We start from the raw sequence: 18,092 nt of genomic DNA, 5'->3' as shown, positions 1-18,092 counted from the left end.
CGGCAATGAGCGACGTCCTGGACATCACGCGCAAGGGCCCGGTGGCCCGCGTCTTCCTGAACCGGCCGGAGGTGCGCAATGCCTTCAACAGCGAGGTCATCGCCGAGTTGAAGACCACGTTCGAGACGCTGGGCGCCGACCCGAGCCTGCGCGTCATCGTGCTCGGCGGCCACGGCAAGGTGTTCTGCGCCGGCGCCGACCTGAACTGGATGCGCGCGATGGCCGACTACGACTGGGAGCAGAACCGCGCCGACGCGCAGGCGCTGGCCGACATGCTGTGGACGATCTACCGCTGCCCGCTGCCGGTGGTCGGCCGCATCCATGGCGACTGCTTCGCCGGTGGCCTCGGCCTCGCCGCCTGCTGCGACGTGCTGCTGGCCGCCGAGCGCGCGACCTTCTGCCTGAGCGAAGCACGGCTCGGCCTGCTGCCGGCGACGATCGGCCCGTACGTCGTGCGCGCGATGGGCGAGCAGGCGGCGCGGCGCTACTTCATCACCGCCGAGCGCTTCAATGCCGAAGAGGCGCTGCGCATCGGCTTCGTGCACGTGGTGGCGCAGCTCGAAGCGCTGGACGACCAGGTCGAGACGGTGGTCACCACGCTGGCGGCCAACGGGCCGCAGGCGGTGAAGGCCAGCAAGCGGCTGGTGCAGGACCTGGCGGGCGCGCCGATCGATGACACGCTGCGCGCCGAGACCGCACGCCGCATCGCCGACATCCGCGCCAGCGACGAAGGCAAGGAGGGCGTGCAGTCCTTCCTCGCCAAGCGCGACCCGGCGTGGAAGCCCGCCTGAGGCACGGCGATGACGCTCGATACGTTGGACACCACCCACCTCGTCGCGCTCGCCGCGGCGCTGGGCTGGGCCAGCGGCCTGCGCCTGTACGCAGTGGTGTTCCTCACCGGCCTGGCCGGCTGGCTCGGCTGGCTGCCGCTGCCGGCGGGGCTGAAGGTCCTCGAGCATCCGGTCGTGCTCGGCGCGTCCGGGCTGATGCTGGTGATCGAGTTCCTTGCCGACAAGATCCCGGCGCTCGATTCGATGTGGGACGCGGTGCACACGGTGATCCGCATCCCCGCCGGCGCGGCCCTGGCCGCGGCAGTGTTCGGCGGCGACCACGCGGCCTGGGCGACGGTCGCCGCGCTGCTCGGCGGCACGCTGGCCGCGACCAGCCACGTCGCGAAGACGACGACGCGCGCGGCGGCCAACACCTCGCCCGAGCCGTTCTCGAACATCGCGCTGTCGCTGCTCGGCGATGCCGCAGTGCCGGTGATGTTGTGGCTGGCGGTCGAGCATCCGATCGTCTTCTTCGCCTGCCTCGCGCTGGCGCTGGTCGTGATGGTGGCGCTGACCTGGCTGCTGATGAAATTCCTGATTCGATTGATCCGCACGCTGCGCCAGCGCTTCGGCGCCGGCGCGGCGGCGGCGTGACGGTGGTGGAGACCAAGACATGTTCAACAAGATCCTGATTGCCAACCGCGGCGAGATCGCGTGCCGCGTGGCGGCGACGGCGCGACGGCTCGGCATCCGCACCGTCGCGGTGTATTCCGAAGCCGATGCGAATGCGCAGCACGTCGCCGCCTGCGACGAGGCGGTGGCCATCGGCGGCCCGGCCCCGCGCGACAGCTACCTGCGCGCCGAGCGCATCCTCGAAGCCGCGCAAGCCACCGGCGCGCAAGCCGTGCACCCGGGTTACGGCTTCCTGTCGGAGAACGAGGACTTCGCGCGCGACTGCGCCGAGGCCGGCATCGCCTTCATCGGTCCGCCGCCGTCGGCGATCGCCGCGATGGGCAGCAAGTCGGCCGCCAAGTCGCTGATGGAGAAGGCCGGCGTGCCGCTGGTGCCGGGTTACCACGGCGACAACAACGACCCGGACTACCTGGCCGGCCAGGCTGAGCGCATCGGCTACCCGGTGCTGATCAAGGCCAGCGCCGGCGGCGGCGGCAAGGGCATGCGCCGCGTCGACAAGCCCGAGGACTTCATCGCCGCGCTGGCCTCGTGCCAGCGCGAGGCCAAGGCCAGCTTCGGCGACGACCACGTGCTGGTCGAGCGTTATGTCACGCGGCCGCGCCACATCGAGATCCAGGTTTTCGCCGACATGCAGGGCCAGTGCGTCTACCTGTTCGAGCGCGACTGCTCCGTGCAGCGCCGCCACCAGAAGGTGCTGGAGGAAGCGCCGGCGCCGGGCATGAGCGAAGCGCGCCGTGCCGAGATGGGCGCGGCGGCCGTTGCGGCCGCTCAGGCCGTGGGTTATGTCGGTGCCGGCACGGTGGAGTTCATCGCCGAGGAAGTCAACGACGGCGACCTGCGCTTCTATTTCATGGAGATGAACACGCGGCTGCAGGTCGAGCATCCGGTGACCGAGGCGGTGACCGGGCTCGACCTGGTCGAGTGGCAGCTGCGCGTCGCCGCCGGCCAGCCCTTGCCGAAGGCGCAGCACGAGCTGCAGATCGCCGGCCATGCGATCGAGGCCCGCATCTGCGCCGAGAACCCCGATGCCGGCTTCCTGCCGGCCACCGGCACGATGGACGTGCTGCGCTGGCCCGAGCACGTGGCCTTCCGCCGCAATGCCGATGCCGAGCCTTTCCACCGCTCGGCGCCGGTGCGCGTCGATGCCGGCGTGCGTGAAGGCGACGCGATCAGCCCGTACTACGACTCGATGATCGCCAAGCTGATCGTCTGGGGCGAGAACCGCGCGCAGGCGCTGGCGCGGCTCGATGCGGCGCTCGAAGAGACGCAGATCGTCGGCCTGCACACCAACGTGGCCTTCCTGCGCCGCGTCGTGCGCTCGCCGTCCTTCGCCACCGCCGATCTCGACACCGCGCTGATCGAGCGGGAGCGTGCGGTGCTGCTCGACCAGCCACCGCTGGCGCTGGAGGTCGTTGCCGCCGGCGTCGTCGCCCATGCGCTGGCCGACGAGGTGGCGCTGTCGGGTGATGACCCCTGGTCACGCCGCGACGGCTGGCGCCTGCACGGCGGTGCGCGGCGGCACTTCGACATCGAGCACGCCGGCGAGCACCACGAGGTGGCCTTGGCGCGGCTGCACGACGGCGCGCTGCGGCTGGAGGTCGGCGATGAACGCGCCTGGGCCTTCTCGGCGCGACCGATGGGCGGGGGCGAGCACGATGTGACGCTCGGCCTGCACCGGCTGAAGCTGTCGGTGCACGTGCACGGCGAACGGGTCGCGATCTTCGCGGCCGAAGGCAGCGCGGTGGTGCACGAGATCGACGCCATCGCCCATGCCGGCGAGTCCGGCGCCGAGGCCGGCCGGTTGACGGCGCCGATGCCGGGCAAGGTCGTCGCGTTCCTCACGAAGGCCGGCGACACCGTCGCCAAGGGCCAACCCGTCGCGGTGATGGAAGCGATGAAGATGGAGCACACGCTGACGGCGCCGCGCGACGGCGTCGTCGCCGAGCTGCTCTATGCGGTCGGCGACCAGGTGGCCGAAGGTGGCGAGCTGCTGCGTTTGCAGGCATGAGGCCTGCGCGGTGACTTCAGCGTTGGCGCCAGCGAGTCAACCACTGGCGGACCCCGGCCGATGCCGGCCCGTGGGGCCGAGGGTCGGCGTCGTCCTCGAGCGGCCGCGACAGGCCGAAGCCGGTGGTGTCCTTGGCCCACTCGGTCGGCTGCGCCGCGCGGCCGGGCGCCGCACTCGGCCGCGAGGCCTCCAGGCTGTCGTACAGCGCCCGCACGCGCCGGTACTGGCTCGCCAGGTCGGCCAGCTCGGTGCCGGCGCAGGCATCGCAGACCAGCAGCACGTCACGCGCATACCGGGGATGCTGGAGCATCTGTTCGACGTCGATGCCCCGGCCCAGCTCCCGCATCAGGTAGAAATGGATCTTGGTGGCGATCTGCAGGGGACTGGGGCTGTGCGACACGAGACGGCTTTCGGTGGCGGGCGGCGACGTGGGCGGGATTCTCCCGGCCCTCGCCCGATCCGCCACCCCCTTATCCGGAAGCTGCAGGCGCCCATTTTGAAAGCTCGTGTAACTAGCTCGCCGATCCCTGTGATCTAGTTCCCAAATTGAAAGTCGCACCCGCGACACGCTTGAAAGCAGTCGAGATGTTCCCCACCCGAGTCACCCTGGTCGATGTCGGTCCGCGCGACGGGCTGCAGAACGAAAAGCAGCCGGTCGCCACCGCCGACAAGGTCGAGTTGGTCGGCCGGCTGCAGGCGGCCGGCCTGCGCGAGATCGAGGTCACCAGCTACGTCAGCCCGAAGTGGGTGCCGCAGATGGCCGATAACGCCGCGGTGATGGCCGCGATCGCCCGGCCGCCCGGTGTGCGCCATTCGGTGCTGGTGCCGAACATGGTCGGCCTGCAGGCCGCGCTGGCCGGCGGTGTAGCGACGCGCCCGGACGAGATCGTCGTCTTCGGCGCCGCCAGCCAGGCCTTCAGCCAGCGCAACATCAACTGCTCGATCGAAGAGAGCATCGAGCGCTTCGCGCCGGTGGTCGCCGCGGCGCGCGAAGCCGGGCTGAAGGTGCGCTCGGCGATCTCCTGCGCGCTGGGCTGCCCGTACCAGGGCGAGGTGACGCCCGACGAGGTCGAGCACGTGGTCCGTCTGATGAAGGACATCGGCGTGCAGCACTGCGGCATCGCCGACACCATCGGCGTCGGCACGCCGCGCCGCGTGCAGGCGGTGCTCGAGCGGGCGCTGAAGCACTTCCCGCTCGCCGAGGTGAGCGGGCACTTCCACGACACCTATGGCCAGGCCCTGGCGAACATCTACGCCAGCCTCGAGGTCGGCGTGCACGTGTTCGACGCCAGCGTCGCCGGCCTCGGCGGCTGCCCGTATGCCAAGGGCGCGACCGGCAACGTGGCGACCGAGGACATCGTCTTCATGCTCGATGGGATGGGCATCGAGACCGGCATCGACCTCTCGAAGCTGGTCGAGGCGGGCGGCTTCATTTCCGCCCGGCTCGGCCGGCCACCGGTGTCGCGGGCCGGCAAGGCGCTGTTGATCAAGAGTGGCAAGGTCTTCGATGGCGCTGGTGCGCCGGGAGTGAATGCATGAGCCTCGGTGGAGACGAACGACCGGAAGGCTTTCGCCGCGTCGCACAGGTGCTGAGCGAGCGCGGCCATCCGCATGCGCCGCTGTGGCTCGAGGTCTCGGCAAGAACCTGCGCCGAAGCGGCGGACGCATTGAAGGTCGAGGTCGGCCAGATCGCCAAGAGCGTGATCTTCAAGCGCCGCGCGGACGAGACGGCGGTGCTGGTGGTGGCCTCGGGCGACCGGCGCGTCGACGAGAAGAAGGTGGCGGCGCAGGTCGGCGCGATCGGCCGCGCGGACGCGGACTTCGTCAAGGCGCGCACCGGTTTTTCGATCGGCGGTGTCGCGCCGGTCGGGCATGTCAATCCGCCGGTGGTGCTGGTCGACCGCGAGCTCTTTCGCTTCGGCGAGATCTGGGCCGCGGCCGGGCATCCGAACGGCGTGTTCCGGCTGGCGCCCGACGAGCTGGTGGCCCTGACCGGCGCGCCGGTCGCCGACGTGGTGGTGGTGTGACGCCTGACTCCACGATCAAGAGCCCCTGCATCAACGTCTGCCGGATGAACGCCGGCACCGGCTGGTGCGAAGGCTGCCTGCGCACGATCGACGAGATCGCCGCCTGGGGGGCACTGAACGACCAGCTGAAGCGCGAGGTGCTGGCCCTGCTGCCGAAGCGGCGCCGCCAATGGCGCGTGCTGCGTGCCGCCGCCGCCCTGCAGGCCGCACCCGGCGAGACGCCATGACGCCGATCACCTTCTGGTTCGACGTGGTCTCGCCCTATGCCTGGCTGGCTTTCGATCGCCTGCCGCAGGCGCTCGAAGGCAGCAGTTACGTCGTCGAGTACCGGCCGCTGCTGTTTGCCGGGCTCCTGAAGTCCTGGGGCCAGAAGGGGCCGGCCGAGGTTGCGCCGAAGCGCGCCTGGACCTACCGCCAGATCGCCTGGCTCGCGCACGCGCAGGGCACGCCGCTCGAGCTGCCGCGGCCGCATCCGTTCAACCCGCTGGCGCTGCAGCGGCTGGCGCTCGCGGCCAGCGCTGACGGCCGGCCGAACCGGCGCACCGTCGAGCTGCTGTTCCGCCACGCCTGGTGCGCGGGCGGCGCCGATCCGAACGACCCGGTCGCGCTCGCCGCGCTGACGGCCGCCGTCGCGCCGCAGCGCGACCCGGCCTCCGACGAGGTGAAGAACGCACTGCGCGCGGCGACCGACGAGGCGGTCGCCCGCGGCATCTTCGGCGTGCCGACGCTGGAGGCCGAGGGCCGCCAGTTCTGGGGCCAGGACGCGCTGCCGATGCTGCGCGCCGCATTGCAGCGCGACCCGTGGTTCGACGGGCCGGCCTGGGACGAGGCCGGCCAGCAGCCGCTGGGCGTGCAGCGCGCGCGTTAGGCGCTCGCGCCGGCCACTGCGCCGCGTGCTGCGGCGCTCCCAAGGGTTTGTCCCAGGCTTGTGCCATCGGGGCCGAATCGCCCCGGAAGGCCTCGATTCCCACATCGCGAAACAAGAGCTGCGGGTTGCTCCCAGGTTTGTCAGCAATTGTTGGGCTCGCGTCAGCCGCTGTTGGCTCCGCGTCAGAGCAAGGTCAGAGCGCACGCGCATCGTGCCGACCCATGCGCTGCCGGTCGGTCGCGCGCTTCACAGGAGACACCCACCATGGCCCTTGCAGGCACCCACCAGGTCGCGGCGGCGAAGAACGCCCCGATGACCCGCGAGGAGAAGAAGGTCATCTTCGCCTCCTCGCTCGGCACCGTGTTCGAGTGGTACGACTTCTACCTCTACGGTTCGCTCGCCGTCTTCATCGGCAAGCACTTCTTCGCCGCGCTCGACCCGACCGCGCAGTTCATCGCCTCGCTGCTGGCCTTTGCCGCCGGCTTCATCGTGCGTCCGTTCGGTGCGCTGGTCTTCGGTCGCCTGGGCGACATGATCGGCCGCAAGTACACCTTCCTGGTCACGATCCTGATCATGGGCCTGGCGACGTTCATCGTCGGCATCCTGCCCGGCTACGCATCGATCGGCGTCGCCGCGCCGATCATCCTCGTCGGCTTGCGCATCCTGCAGGGCCTGGCGCTCGGCGGTGAATACGGCGGTGCCGCGACCTACGTCGCCGAGCACGCGCCGCACGGCAAGCGCGGCGCCTACACCGCGTGGATCCAGACCACCGCGACGCTGGGCCTGTTCCTGTCGCTGATGGTGATCCTGGGCGTGCGCACCTGGATGGGTGACGCCGCCTTCGGCGAGTGGGGCTGGCGCATTCCGTTCATCGTCTCGATCCTGCTGCTGGCCGTCAGCGTCTGGATCCGCCTGTCGATGAACGAGTCGCCCGCCTTCAAGAAGATGAAGGAAGAGGGCAAGGTCTCGAAGGCGCCGCTGTCCGAATCCTTCGGCCAGTGGAAGAACCTGAAGATCGTGCTGCTGGCGCTGTTCGGCCTGGTGATGGGCCAGGGCGTGGTCTGGTACACGGGCCAGTTCTACGCGCTGTTCTTCCTGGCCTCGGTGCTGAAGGTCGATCCGGCCACCGCCAACGTGCTGGTCGCCGTCTCGCTGATCATCGGCACGCCGTTCTTCGTCGTCTTCGGCACGCTGTCGGACAAGATCGGCCGCAAGCCGATCATCCTGGCCGGCCTGCTGCTGGCGGTGCTGACCTACTTCCCGCTGTTCAAGGCGCTGACCGGCGCGGCGAACCCGGAGCTCGCGAAGGCCCAGGCCGCCGCGCAGATCACCGTGCAAGCCGACCCGAAGACCTGCTCGTTCCAGGGCAGCCCGATCGCCCGTGAAGTCGACTTCACCTCGGCCTGCGACATCGCCAAGCGCGCGCTGACGCAATCGTCGGCCAGCTACGAGAACGTGGCGCTGCCGGCCGGCTCGCCGACCGTCATCAAGATCGGCGAGAAGGAACTGTCGCCGCCGACCGCGCAGACGATGGCCGGGGGCCACAAGTTCGACGAGGCCTCGGCCAAGGCGATCGGCGCGTTCAAGAAGGACGTCGCCGAATCGCTGAAGGCCGCCGGCTACCCGCCGAAGGCCAAGCCGATCGACTTCATGGGTGGCCAGTGGTGGTCGATCGTCGCGATCCTCACCGTGCTGGTGATCTACGTGACGATGGTCTACGGCCCGATCGCCGCGATGCTGGTCGAGCTGTTCCCGACCCGCATCCGCTACACCTCGATGAGCCTGCCGTACCACATCGGCAACGGCTGGTTCGGCGGCCTGCTGCCCTCGGTCACCTTCGCGATGGTGGCGGCCAACGGCAACATGTACCACGGCCTGTGGTACCCGATCGTGATCGCCGCGGTCTGCTTCGTGATCGGCCTGCTCTTCGTCAAGGAAACGAAGGACGTCGACATCTACGCCAAGGACTGAAGCTGAGTCCGGCGGGCGCCTGAAGGCGCCCGCCGATCTTTGCGCCACCCTCGTCGGGTGGCGTGCGGGCCCGCTACGATGGACCCGCACGCTACCCAGACTCAACCGAACCGGACCTGACACCATGTGGAAACTGCTCTTGGGCTTCGTGATCTTTGCTGCCGTCGCGCTCGTCGTGCTGAAGAAGGCCGGCGGCGACATCGACCTGGGCGGCGAGAAGCACGGCGTCGAGACCCACGCCGAGCCGGCCAAGCCGGGGGCGTCGGCAGCGTCGCACTGACGCGCGCCTGAAGCCCGACGTTGCGGCCCGCAGGACGGCTGCAGCGCTTCGGTACCATCGCCCGATTGCACATGCCTTCGGGAACGCCGCATGAATGTCCTGGTCCTCAACGGCCCCAACCTGAATCTGCTCGGCACGCGCGAGCCGTCGGTCTATGGCGCGACGACGCTGGCCGATGTCGAGGCGCTGTGCCGCGAGGCCGGCGCGGCGCGCGGCGCGAGCGTCGACTGCCGGCAGTCGAACCACGAGGGCCAGCTGATCGACTGGATCCACGAGGCCGGCGTCGCCCACCGCGAAGGCCGCCTGGCCGGCGTTGTCTTCAATGCCGGCGCCTACACCCACACGTCGATCGCGCTGCACGACGCGATCAAGGGCGCCGGCGTGCCGGTGATCGAGGTCCACATCTCCAACGTGCATGCGCGCGAGAGCTTTCGCCACCACTCCTGGCTGTCGCCGGTGGCGGCGGGCATCGTCGTCGGATTCGGAGTCGACGGTTACGTGCTTGCAATCGACGGGTTGCTGCGCAAGACCGCAAGTTCGCGTTCGTAACCGAAGGCTCCGCTGCGCTTGCCAATCCCGCCAGGGGGCCTATGCTGCGAGGCGTGAGCGGCCACAGAGCCCGTCACGACGGAGCATCTCAAGGGGGTTCGCATCATGGTCAGTTCCGACCCGCGCGTGGAAGAAGTGTCGACAGCCCTGCAAGGCACGCTGCTGTACGTGGAGGACGAGCCGCTGAACGTCGCGCTCGTCGAAGGCATCCTGGCCCAGCGCCACCCCGGCGTGCGGATGATCCATGCCGGCACCGGCGCCGACGGAGTGCGGCTCGCCTGCAGCGAGCAACCTGACTTCGTGCTGCTGGACATGCACCTGCCGGACATGTCCGGCCTGGAAGTGGTGCGCCAGCTCAACGTCGAGATCGCCAACCGCGGCCTGCGCGTGACCATCCTGACCGGCGACAACCTGTCGATGGACATCATCAAGGCGATGAGCCTCGGGGCCTATGAATACTGGGTCAAGCCGCTCGACGTGAAGCTGTTCGAAGCCGGGTTGCGGCGTGCGCTGACCGGCCGCCGCCCTGATCCGGCGCGGCGGCTGCCGCAGCGCTAGGGTCGGCCGAGCGCCCGCCGCTCGATCGGCGTCGACAGCACGATCGACGTGCGCGTTTCGCCCCAGCCGTTGATCGCCGCGAGGAAGCGCTCCAGGTCCGGCAGGTCGCGCGCGACCACGCTCATCAGATAGGAGTCGGCACCGGTCACGTGGTGGCACTCGATCACCTCGGGCCTCGCGCGCAGCTTGGCCAGCAGCGGCTTCTTCTGCGGCTGCAGCACGGTGATGCCGACGATCGCCCGCACGCCCCAGCCGAGCGCCGCGGCATCCAGCTCGGCATGCACGCCGCGCACGATGCCGGCGTCCTGCAGTCGCTTCAGACGCTCCGCGGTGGCGGCGATCGACAGCCCGGCCGCCGCGGCCAGTGCCTTCAGCGGCTGGCGGCCATCGGCCTGCAGCGCGCTGAGCAGGCGCCAGGCCTTGTCGTCGATCAGGGGAGCAGCGTCGGCCATGGATTCCGGCGGATCGGGGGCGGCGCCGCAAATCCGACGGCGCCGCGTGATCATCGCCGGAAATCCGCACTGGCCGGCCGGCCCGGCGCCTTCGGACAATGCCGGGCATGACGACCGACCCGATGCTGCTGCTGTTCGCTCAATCGCTGCTGATCGGCCTGTCCATCGCCGCGCCGGTCGGGCCGATCGGGCTGCTGACGATCCAGCGCACGCTGGCATCCGGGCCGGCAGCGGGGCTGGCGACCGGGCTCGGCGCTGCGGTCGCCGATGCGGTCTACGGCGCGATCGGCGCGTTCGGTGTCAGCGCGGTGATCGCCTGGCTGACGGGCGCTCGAACGTGGTTCGCGGTCGGTGGCGGCGCCTTCCTGCTGTGGCTGGCCTGGTCGATCTGGCGCACGCCGATCGCCGAGCGCGCCGCCGACGCCGGCAGTGGCCGCGACCTGCTGCGCTGCTTTGCCGGCACCTTCGTGCTGACCTTGTCGAACCCGGCGACGATCCTGTCCTTCATCGCCGTGTTCGGCGCGCTGGCGGGGCGGCTGGCGATCGCCTCGCCGTGGCCGATGATCGCCGGCGTGCTGATCGGCTCGGCGCTGTGGTGGCTGTTCCTGGCGGCGGCGGTCGGCCGCCTGCGCGAGCGCTTCGACCGCCGCTGGCGTCGTCGGATCAATCAGGGCTCGGCGCTGCTGCTGGCCGCCTTCGCGCTGTGGCAATGGGGCGCGCTGCTGCTAGGCGAGCAATGACATCACCTCATCGGCGATCGCCAGCGCCGAGGTCAGGCCGGGCGATTCGATGCCGAACAGGTTGACCAGCCCCGGCACGCCGTGCCGGGCCGGCCCGTCGAGCCGGAAGTCGGCCGCCGGCTCGCCCGGACCGCTGATCTTCGGCCGCACGCCGGCATAACCCGGCCGCAGCGCGCCGTCGGGCAGCGCCGGCCAGTAGCGGCGCACGGCGGCGTAGAAGCCCTCGGCCTCGGCCTCGTCGACCGTGTAGTTGATCTGGTCGACCCAGCGAAAGCTCGGGCCGAAGCGCGCCTGGCCGCCGAGGTCGAGCGTCAGGTGCACGCCTAGGTGGCCGGCGGCGCCCGGCGCGGGATAGACCAGGCGCGAGAACGGTGAGCGGCCGGCGAGGGTGAAGTAGCAGCCCTTCGCGAAGTGCGCGCGCGGAACGTGGTGCCCGTCGAGCCCGGCGAAGGCGCGGGCCAGCGCCGGCGCCTGCAGGCCCGCGCTGTTGACCACTTCGCGCGCGAGCAGCGTCGTCGGCGTTTCGCCACCGACCTCCAGAACCAGCCCGTCGGCGCTGAGCTCGCCGCGCAGCACCGGCGAGCGCAGGGCGAGCATCGCGCCGTGGCTTTCAGCGTCGCCCAGCAGCGCCCGCATCAGTGCGTGGCTGTCGACGATGCCGGTCGACGGCGACAGCAGCGCCCCTTCGCATTGCAGCGCCGGCTCCAGCGCCCGCGCGGCGGCGGCATCCAGCCATTGCAGGTCGTGCACGCCGCAGGCGGCGGCCTGCGCCTGCAGCGTGCGCAGCGCCGGCAACTCGTCGGCCGATGCGGCGACGATCAGCTTGCCGCAGCGCCGGTGGCCGACCTGGTGGCGGGCGCAGAAGTCATACAACAAGGCCTTGCCGCGCACGCACAGGCGCGCGCGCGCCGAGCCCGGCGGGTAGTACAGCCCGGCGTGAATCACTTCGCTGTTGCGCGCGCTGGTCACGCTGCCGAAGCGCTCCTCGGCTTCGAGGATCACGACCTCGCGGCCCGAGCGCGCCAGCGTCCGCGCGACGGCGAGCCCGACCACGCCGGCGCCGATGACGATGCTGTGCACGCGTTCCATGTGGCGCCGATCGTAGCGGGGCGCGTTTGATCGCCGATCGCTCGCAGCTCGTCGCGTTTCGGCTGCAGCTCGTCACGCGCCGGCCGCGGCTCGTCGCAATCCGGATGCAGGCAGGGCGGGCGATGCCTACAGTCCAACCATCGCAACAGATCCCCACCCCTAGGAGCCGCACCATGACCCGCCTGAACCTGTCCACCACCCTGCGCCAACAAGCCGCCTCGTTCGGCGTTGCCGCGGTGATGACGCTGGCGGTGCTCGGTGGCATCTCCCAGATCGCCGACCACCGGCATGCCGACGCACTGATGGCGCAAGCCGAGGCGCAGCCTGCGCAGCAGGTGGTGGTGATCGTCGGCAAGCGCAGCACGCAGTCCTGATCACGCCGTACGACCTCGAGCGAACGAGCCCCGCGATGCGGGGCTCGTTGCTTTTGGGGCCGGCCATTTGCAGGCGGCGTCGCAGGCCAATAGCGTTCAAAAGACGCGTCAAGACGGTGACCGACAAGACGCAACCGCGCAGGGCGCGCGCGCTTGAAGTGGCTGCCGCTGCACTTCGACCCCGTTGCACGACGGCTCGTCGCAAACCGGTGGCGGCAGGCGAGGGCGCTGCCTACAGTCTCACCATCCCAAGTGATAGCAGCCAAGACCCAGGAGCCGATGATGAACCACCCGCAAGCCCCGCAGACCAGCCTTCGAGAACGCCTCGCCGCACTCGGCGCCGCGACCATGATGACGCTGATGGTGCTGGCCGGCATCGGCGTGCTCGCCGAGACCGAGCGGGCCACCGCCGAGGAGGCGTTGGCGCTGGCGCAGGCCGAACCCGCGCCGCAGCGCGTGATGGTGGTCGGCCATCCCGCGCCGCAACGCGTGACGGTGATGGGTCAGCGCGCGCCGCAGCAGGTGTTCGTGACGGCTAAGCGCGCGCCGCGGACCTGATGAGGCAGCGCCCGAAGATCAGCGCGGCGTTGGCAGCAGAAACAGCGCCGCGTGCTGCAGCAGCATGATCGTCTTCGCATCGCAGATTTCGCCGCGCTCGACCATCGCCAGCGCCGCGTCGACGCCGAGCTCCAGCACCTCGATGTCCTCGCCTTCCTCCTCGAGCCCGCCGCCCGAGCCGGTGCGGTCCGCCGGATCGTATTCGGCGACGAAGAAGTGCAGCCGCTCGGTCACCGAGCCCGGGCTCATGAAGGCCTCGAACACCTTGCGCGGCGTGCGCACGTGAAAGCCCACTTCCTGCTGCGCCTCGGCGCGGATGCACTCCTCCGGCGACGCGTCGTCGAGCAGCCCCGCCGGGGCCTCGATCAGCAGGCCGTCGTGGCCGTTGACGTAGGCCGGGTAGCGGAACTGCCGCGTCAGGATCACCGTGCGCCGCGCGCGGTTGTACAGCAGCAGCACTGCGCCGTTGCCGCGGTCGTAGGTTTCCCGTTTGCACTCCTGCCAGCGGCCGTCGCTGCGGCGCCAGTCGAAGGTCGTCGTCTTCAGCGTGTACCAGTTGTCCGACAGCAAGCGGACGTCCTTCACGCGCACGCGGTCCTGCACACTCATCCGTGAATCCTTCCTAGCGCTTGAAAGGCGCGGCGCTCAATCGTAGCGCGCCAGCGTCAGCCCCTCGGTGTCGATCGCCGGCCGGCGGTCGGACATCCAGTCGGCCAGCAGCGCGCCGGTGCCGGCGGCCATGGTCCAGCCGAGCGTGCCGTGGCCGGTCGCGAGCCACAGGTTCTGGATCGGCGTCGGCCCGACCAGCGGCGTGCCGTCGGGGGTCATCGGCCGCAGCCCGGTCCAGAAGCTGGCCTGGGCGATGTCGCCGCCGTGCGGGAACAGGTCGCCGACGACGAACTCCAGCGTCTCGCGCCGGCGTGGATTGAGCTCCAGGTCGTAGCCCGACAGCTGCGCGGTGCCGCCGACGCGGATGCGGTCGCCCAGCCGCGTCACCGCGACCTTGTGCGTCTCGTCCATGATCGTCGACTCCGGCGCCTGCGCGGCATCGGTGATCGGCACGGTGATCGAGAAACCCTTGACCGGGTAGACCGGCAGCCGCAAGCCCAATGGCTTCAACAGCGGCGTCGAGTAGCTGCCGAGCGCGACCAGCACGCGGTCGGCGCGCACCGCGCCGGTGTTCGTCTGCACCGCGTCGATGACGCTGCCTTGACGCGTCAGCGACTGCACGTCGACGCCGAAGCGAAAGCGCGCGCCGGCCTGCTGGGCCAGCTGCGCGATCGCAGTGCTGAACAGGAAGCAGTCGCCGGTCTCGTCGCCCGGCAGCCGCAGCGCGCCGACGAACTTGTGCTGCTGCGATTCGAGCGCCGGCTCGTACTTCAGGTAGCCGCTGCGGTCGAGCAGTTGATAAGGCACGCCGTATTGCTTCAGGATCTCGACGTCCTTCGCGGTGCCGTCGAGCTGCGCCTGCGTGCGAAACAGCTGCAGCGTGCCTTGCATGCGCTCGTCGTAGCGGATGCCGGTCTCGGCGCGCAGGGCGATCAGGCAATCGCGGCTGTACTCGGCCAGCCGCACCATGCGCGCCTTGTTGATCCGGTAACGTGCCTCGGTGCAATTGCGCAGCATCGAGATGCCCCAGCGCCACATCGCCGGGTCGAGCATCGGCTTGATGACCAGCGGGCTGTGCTGCATCAGCAGCCACTTGATCGCCTTGACCGGCACGCCGGGGCCGGCCCACGGCGCGGAATAGCCGGGCGAGACTTCGCCGGCGTTGGCGAAGCTGGTCTCGAGCGCGGGACCGGCCCGGCGCTCGAGCACCTCGACCTCGTGGCCGGCGCGCGCCAGGTACCAGGCCGCGGTGCTGCCGATGACGCCGCTGCCGAGGATCAGGATCTTCATTCAGCGCGCCGGCCGGGTGTGGCGGATGCGATAGATCGCATCGGCGTGGTCGTCCGAGACCAGCAGCGAACCGTCCGGCGCCACCAGCACGTCGGCCGGCCGGCCCCACGGCGATTCGCCTTGCAACCAGCCGGTGGCGAATGGCGTGTAGGCGACCGCGCGGTTGCCCTCGAGCCGCACGCTGGTGATGCGGTAGCCGATGCGCTTGCTGCGGTTCCATGAACCGTGCTCGGCAATGAAGATCTGGCCGCGCCAGGCCTCGGGGAACTGCGTGCCGGTGTAGAAGCGCAGGCCGAGCGCCGCGACGTGCGGGCCCAGCGGCTGCGCCGGCGGCGTGAAATCGCTGCACGGCCGCTTGGCGCCGAACTGCGGATCGGGCAGCGCGCCGCCATGGCAGTACGGGTAGCCGAAGTGCATGCCGGCGCGCGGTGCATGGTTCAGCTCGTCGGGCGGCACCTCGTCGCCGAGCATGTCGCGGCCGTTTTCGCTGAACCACAGCTCGCGTGTTGCCGGATGCCAGTCGAAGCCGACGCTATTGCGCACGCCGCGCGCGAAGGTCTCGAGCTTCGAGCCGTCGGGCTGCATGCGCAGGATCGTCGCGTAGCGGTCGGGGTCGGACTCGCAGATGTTGCATGGCGCACCGACCGGCACGTAGAGCCAGCCGTCGGGACCGAAGCCGATGAACTTCCAGCCGTGGTGCGTTTCGCTCGGCAGGTCATCGCGCACCACCTTCGGCGCCGGCGGGTCGGCCAGGCGCCGCGCGATGTCGTCGAGCCGCAGGATGCGGCTGACCGCGCTGATGTAGAGCGCACCGTCGCGCAGCGCGACGCCCACCGGCATCTTCAGCCCGCTGGCGACGACGTGCAGCTTGCCGGCGCGGCCCTGCGCATCGAGCTCCAGCGCATGCACCTTGCCTTCGCCCATCGAACCGACATAGAGCACGTGGCCGCCGCCGGAGCGTTCGCCGAGCGCCATCTGGCGCGCGTTCGGCACCCGCGCCAGCAGCTCGATCGAGAAGCCGGGCGGCAGCTCGATCTTCTGCAGCGGCAAGTCGGCGGCGAGCGCCGCGGCGCTGCCCATCAGCAGCGGGACGGCGAGGGCAAGGACCCGGCGGCGAACGAAGGCCAGCATGGAAAGGACTCGGCAGCAAGACGGCCGGCCAGGATAGTCGCAACGCCTCGCATCAGCATCAATTTCTGTCTTGACAGAAATTATGGAAAGCCTACGATCGCCGCCATGGCCAACGAGGACGTCACCGGCGCACTGCCACCCCCCGCGCCGGCGCCCGAGCCGCCCGCTGCGCCGCCGTCGCGGCTCACGCCGGTGTCGCAGCGCTTCGTGCTGCACTGGGGCGAGATGGGTTCACGCTGGGGCGTCAACCGCACGGTCGGCCAGATCCACGCGCTGCTGTTCATCGCCGCGCGGCCGATGCATGCCGACGAGATCGTCGAGACGCTGGTCGTCGCGCGTTCGAACGTCAGCAACAGCCTGAAGGAGCTGCAGAGCTGGGGGCTGGTGCGCGTCGTCCACCTGCTCGGCGACCGGCGCGACCACTTCGAGGCGCAGGGCGATGTCTGGGAGCTGTTCCGCACCGTGGTGCGCGAGCGCAAGGCGCGTGAATTCGACCCCACCGCGGGGGTGCTGCGCGAGTGCCTGGCGCATCCCGACATCGCGCTCGAACCGGCGGCGAGCCGCCAGCGCATCGCGCAGACGCTGACGCTGATGGAAACGCTGTCGTCCTGGGGCGACGAGATGCTGCGCATGCCGCCCGAGACGCTGATGAAGATCATGAAGCTCGGCGCGCGCATCCAGGCGCTCGTTCGAGGCAAGGGCGAGTAAAGGCTGCGAGCACATCACAAGGCACTCGTCCGTCCACTTGCTTCTCTCTTGACAGAAATTTCGGAAGGAGAAATTGTGACCGATCGACTGCAGGTGTTCTACGACGCCTCATGCCGGCTCTGCGCCGCGGAGATGCACAGCCTGAAGGCGCTGGACCACGACGACTGGATCGAGCTGATCGACTGCTCGGCGCCGGACTTCGACGACACGCCCTATCGTGCCGACGGCATCACCCGCGCGGCGATGCTCGAAGCCCTGCACGTGCGCGAGCCGGCGGGCGCCTGGCACATCGGCGTCGACGCCTTCGGGCTGCTGTACGGCACGCTCGGGCTCGACGCGATCGCCACCGCGTGGACGCATCCGCTGTCGCGCCGCTTCACCGAGCGCTTCTATCCGTGGGTCGTGCGCCACCGCCACGCGCTGTCGAGCCTGGGGCTGCATCGGATCGCGCCCTACGTGTCGAGTCTGGCCGCGCACCATGCGGCGCGGCGGTCGCGCTGCCGCGACGACGCATGCGAGCGTGGCGCGCCCCCGGCAGCGCCGGCAGGCCGCGTCCTTTGACCGCTATCAACCTCCCACGCGAAAGGCAAGACATGTCCCGCTCTGCGCTCAGCGCCCAGGTATTCGCCGTCTACCTGTTCTTGATCGGTGGCCTGGTGATCGTGGCCCCGAACGGGGTGCTGTCGGCGCTTCAGATGCCGACGACCACCGACGTCTGGTTCCGCGTCGTCGGCGTCACCGCGTTCATGATCGGCGTCTTCGCCTGGGTCGGGGGCCGATACCGGCTCAGGCCGTTCCTGGTGGCCACCGTGTACACGCGCTGCGCCGTCTTCGTGCTGTTCACGACCTTCGTCGTGCTCGGCCTGGGCCCTCCGATGCTGGTGCTCTTCGGCGTGGTGGACCTGCTCGGCGGCCTCTGGACGCATTGGGCGCTGAAGGCCGATGCCGGCTTCAGTCGTCGAGCGCCAGCGCCGGCGCACTGACCGGCGCGCGCGACAGCGCGGCCTGGATCTCGGCGATCAACGCGTCTTCTTCGTAGGGCTTGCCCATCAGCACGCTGACGCCGGCTTCGAACGCGTCGTTGCGGTGCTTCTCGTCGGACGAGGTGATCATGATGATCGGGATGTGGGCGGTGCGCGGGTTGCTGCGCACATGGCGGGTCAGCTCGAACCCGTCCATCCCGGGCATCTCGACGTCGGTGATCAGCACGTGCGGCAGCGCGTCGCCAAAGAGGCGCACCGCGGCCATGCCATCCTCGGCCAGCGTGACCTGGTACTGGTGCTTGGCGAGCGCCCGGCTGGTCTTGACGCGCACGACCTTCGAATCGTCGGCGACCATCACCAGGGTCTCGCTCGGCGCGAGCGTGCGCTTCGGCGCCACCGGGGCGGCGGCAGCGCGTTCGGCGGCTTCGCGGCGC

Annotated in this window: 24 protein-coding genes; 17 read left to right on the top strand and 7 right to left on the bottom strand. The window is 70.1% G+C overall.

Annotated elements, in window-relative coordinates; all coding sequences use genetic code 11:
• The first annotated feature begins 5 nt into the window (after nucleotides 1-5).
• The 3 genes from HLB44_RS03340 to HLB44_RS03330 are packed head-to-tail and all read left to right on the top strand — an operon-like array spanning nucleotide 6 to nucleotide 3,471.
• The gene (locus tag HLB44_RS03340; RefSeq protein WP_173120564.1) at nucleotides 6-791 is read left to right on the top strand and encodes an enoyl-CoA hydratase/isomerase family protein; all 786 of its coding nucleotides are present in this window, start codon (nucleotides 6-8) and stop codon (nucleotides 789-791) included.
• A 9-nt stretch (nucleotides 792-800) separates the two neighbouring features.
• Complete coding sequence (locus tag HLB44_RS03335; protein ID WP_173120563.1) at nucleotides 801-1,424, top strand: DUF4126 domain-containing protein; 624 nt, start codon at nucleotides 801-803, stop codon at nucleotides 1,422-1,424.
• Nucleotides 1,425-1,443: 19 nt separating this feature from the next.
• Nucleotides 1,444-3,471 carry an acetyl/propionyl/methylcrotonyl-CoA carboxylase subunit alpha gene (locus tag HLB44_RS03330; protein WP_173120562.1) on the top strand — a complete coding sequence of 676 codons (2,028 nt, stop codon included), beginning with the start codon at nucleotides 1,444-1,446 and terminating at the stop codon, nucleotides 3,469-3,471.
• A 16-nt stretch (nucleotides 3,472-3,487) separates the two neighbouring features.
• Here HLB44_RS03330 and HLB44_RS03325 read toward each other — a convergent pair whose 3' ends face one another.
• Nucleotides 3,488-3,871, bottom strand: coding sequence for a hypothetical protein (locus tag HLB44_RS03325; RefSeq protein WP_173120561.1), 384 nt, complete (start codon nucleotides 3,869-3,871; stop codon nucleotides 3,488-3,490).
• A gap of 185 nt (nucleotides 3,872-4,056) precedes the next feature.
• On the opposite strand from HLB44_RS03325, the gene HLB44_RS03320 reads away from it, so the two are divergent.
• The 8 genes from HLB44_RS03320 (at nucleotide 4,057) to HLB44_RS03285 (ending at nucleotide 9,724) form a co-directional block, all read left to right on the top strand.
• The gene (locus HLB44_RS03320) at nucleotides 4,057-5,010 is read left to right on the top strand and encodes a hydroxymethylglutaryl-CoA lyase (RefSeq protein ID WP_173120560.1); all 954 of its coding nucleotides are present in this window, start codon (nucleotides 4,057-4,059) and stop codon (nucleotides 5,008-5,010) included.
• On the top strand, nucleotides 5,007-5,498 hold the full coding sequence (locus HLB44_RS03315; protein ID WP_173120559.1) for a YbaK/EbsC family protein: 492 nt from the start codon (nucleotides 5,007-5,009) through the stop codon (nucleotides 5,496-5,498). Before HLB44_RS03320 ends, HLB44_RS03315 begins: the two co-directional genes overlap by 4 nt.
• 44 nt (nucleotides 5,499-5,542) lie before the next feature.
• Nucleotides 5,543-5,725: a DUF1289 domain-containing protein gene (locus HLB44_RS37015; RefSeq protein ID WP_246312072.1), complete on the top strand. Its 183-nt coding sequence runs from the start codon at nucleotides 5,543-5,545 to the stop codon at nucleotides 5,723-5,725.
• On the top strand, nucleotides 5,722-6,366 hold the full coding sequence (locus HLB44_RS03305; protein ID WP_173120557.1) for a DsbA family protein: 645 nt from the start codon (nucleotides 5,722-5,724) through the stop codon (nucleotides 6,364-6,366). Before HLB44_RS37015 ends, HLB44_RS03305 begins: the two co-directional genes overlap by 4 nt.
• 264 nt (nucleotides 6,367-6,630) lie before the next feature.
• Nucleotides 6,631-8,337: an MFS transporter gene (locus HLB44_RS03300; protein ID WP_246312020.1), complete on the top strand. Its 1,707-nt coding sequence runs from the start codon at nucleotides 6,631-6,633 to the stop codon at nucleotides 8,335-8,337.
• Between the two features lie 124 nt (nucleotides 8,338-8,461).
• Nucleotides 8,462-8,617: a hypothetical protein gene (locus tag HLB44_RS03295; RefSeq protein WP_173120555.1), complete on the top strand. Its 156-nt coding sequence runs from the start codon at nucleotides 8,462-8,464 to the stop codon at nucleotides 8,615-8,617.
• A 90-nt stretch (nucleotides 8,618-8,707) separates the two neighbouring features.
• A complete protein-coding gene (aroQ, locus tag HLB44_RS03290; protein WP_173120552.1) occupies nucleotides 8,708-9,166 on the top strand; it encodes a type II 3-dehydroquinate dehydratase in 459 nt (152 codons plus the stop codon).
• Nucleotides 9,167-9,271: 105 nt separating this feature from the next.
• A complete protein-coding gene (locus tag HLB44_RS03285) occupies nucleotides 9,272-9,724 on the top strand; it encodes a response regulator (protein ID WP_173120550.1) in 453 nt (150 codons plus the stop codon).
• Here HLB44_RS03285 and HLB44_RS03280 read toward each other — a convergent pair.
• A complete protein-coding gene (locus HLB44_RS03280) occupies nucleotides 9,721-10,176 on the bottom strand; it encodes an Lrp/AsnC family transcriptional regulator (RefSeq protein WP_173120548.1) in 456 nt (151 codons plus the stop codon). The genes HLB44_RS03285 and HLB44_RS03280 overlap by 4 nt on opposite strands.
• Nucleotides 10,177-10,283: 107 nt before the next feature.
• Between HLB44_RS03280 and HLB44_RS03275 the strand changes: the two genes are divergently transcribed.
• Nucleotides 10,284-10,916 carry a LysE/ArgO family amino acid transporter gene (locus HLB44_RS03275; protein ID WP_173120546.1) on the top strand — a complete coding sequence of 211 codons (633 nt, stop codon included), beginning with the start codon at nucleotides 10,284-10,286 and terminating at the stop codon, nucleotides 10,914-10,916.
• Here HLB44_RS03275 and HLB44_RS03270 read toward each other — a convergent pair.
• Nucleotides 10,902-12,005 carry an NAD(P)/FAD-dependent oxidoreductase gene (locus tag HLB44_RS03270; RefSeq protein WP_173120544.1) on the bottom strand — a complete coding sequence of 368 codons (1,104 nt, stop codon included), beginning with the start codon at nucleotides 12,003-12,005 and terminating at the stop codon, nucleotides 10,902-10,904. The two genes, HLB44_RS03275 and HLB44_RS03270, sit on opposite strands and share 15 nt — an antisense overlap.
• 173 nt (nucleotides 12,006-12,178) lie before the next feature.
• Here HLB44_RS03270 and HLB44_RS03265 point away from each other — a divergent pair, with 173 nt between their 5' ends.
• Complete coding sequence (locus HLB44_RS03265; protein WP_173120542.1) at nucleotides 12,179-12,379, top strand: hypothetical protein; 201 nt, start codon at nucleotides 12,179-12,181, stop codon at nucleotides 12,377-12,379.
• 282 nt (nucleotides 12,380-12,661) lie between these two features.
• Nucleotides 12,662-12,937 carry a hypothetical protein gene (locus HLB44_RS03260; protein ID WP_173120540.1) on the top strand — a complete coding sequence of 92 codons (276 nt, stop codon included), beginning with the start codon at nucleotides 12,662-12,664 and terminating at the stop codon, nucleotides 12,935-12,937.
• Nucleotides 12,938-12,955: 18 nt separating this feature from the next.
• Here HLB44_RS03260 and HLB44_RS03255 read toward each other — a convergent pair whose 3' ends face one another.
• From HLB44_RS03255 to HLB44_RS03245, 3 genes are read right to left on the bottom strand one after another with little or no spacing between them, the layout of a single operon-like run.
• Complete coding sequence (locus HLB44_RS03255) at nucleotides 12,956-13,546, bottom strand: NUDIX domain-containing protein (protein ID WP_173120538.1); 591 nt, start codon at nucleotides 13,544-13,546, stop codon at nucleotides 12,956-12,958.
• 36 nt (nucleotides 13,547-13,582) lie between these two features.
• Entirely contained in the window at nucleotides 13,583-14,836 is a 1,254-nt protein-coding gene (locus tag HLB44_RS03250; protein WP_173120536.1) for a D-amino acid dehydrogenase, read from the bottom strand.
• Nucleotides 14,837-15,967: a PQQ-dependent sugar dehydrogenase gene (locus HLB44_RS03245; protein WP_173120534.1), complete on the bottom strand. Its 1,131-nt coding sequence runs from the start codon at nucleotides 15,965-15,967 to the stop codon at nucleotides 14,837-14,839.
• 225 nt (nucleotides 15,968-16,192) lie between these two features.
• On the opposite strand from HLB44_RS03245, the gene HLB44_RS03240 reads away from it, so the two are divergent.
• The 3 genes from HLB44_RS03240 (at nucleotide 16,193) to HLB44_RS03230 (ending at nucleotide 17,658) form a co-directional block, all read left to right on the top strand.
• On the top strand, nucleotides 16,193-16,675 hold the full coding sequence (locus HLB44_RS03240) for a GbsR/MarR family transcriptional regulator (RefSeq protein ID WP_246312070.1): 483 nt from the start codon (nucleotides 16,193-16,195) through the stop codon (nucleotides 16,673-16,675).
• 75 nt (nucleotides 16,676-16,750) lie between these two features.
• The gene (locus tag HLB44_RS03235; RefSeq protein ID WP_173120530.1) at nucleotides 16,751-17,236 is read left to right on the top strand and encodes a DCC1-like thiol-disulfide oxidoreductase family protein; all 486 of its coding nucleotides are present in this window, start codon (nucleotides 16,751-16,753) and stop codon (nucleotides 17,234-17,236) included.
• Nucleotides 17,237-17,268: 32 nt separating this feature from the next.
• The gene (locus HLB44_RS03230) at nucleotides 17,269-17,658 is read left to right on the top strand and encodes a hypothetical protein (RefSeq protein ID WP_173120528.1); all 390 of its coding nucleotides are present in this window, start codon (nucleotides 17,269-17,271) and stop codon (nucleotides 17,656-17,658) included.
• On the opposite strand, the gene HLB44_RS03225 is transcribed toward HLB44_RS03230, so the two are convergent.
• Nucleotides 17,627-18,055 carry a response regulator gene (locus HLB44_RS03225; RefSeq protein ID WP_173120526.1) on the bottom strand — a complete coding sequence of 143 codons (429 nt, stop codon included), beginning with the start codon at nucleotides 18,053-18,055 and terminating at the stop codon, nucleotides 17,627-17,629. The genes HLB44_RS03230 and HLB44_RS03225 overlap by 32 nt on opposite strands.
• Nucleotides 18,056-18,092: the final 37 nt, after the last annotated feature.

The organism is Pseudaquabacterium terrae, from assembly GCF_013266755.1.
Lineage (GTDB): Bacteria > Pseudomonadota > Gammaproteobacteria > Burkholderiales > Burkholderiaceae_C > Pseudaquabacterium > Pseudaquabacterium terrae.
This window is presented reverse-complemented; position numbering and strand designations above follow the sequence as displayed.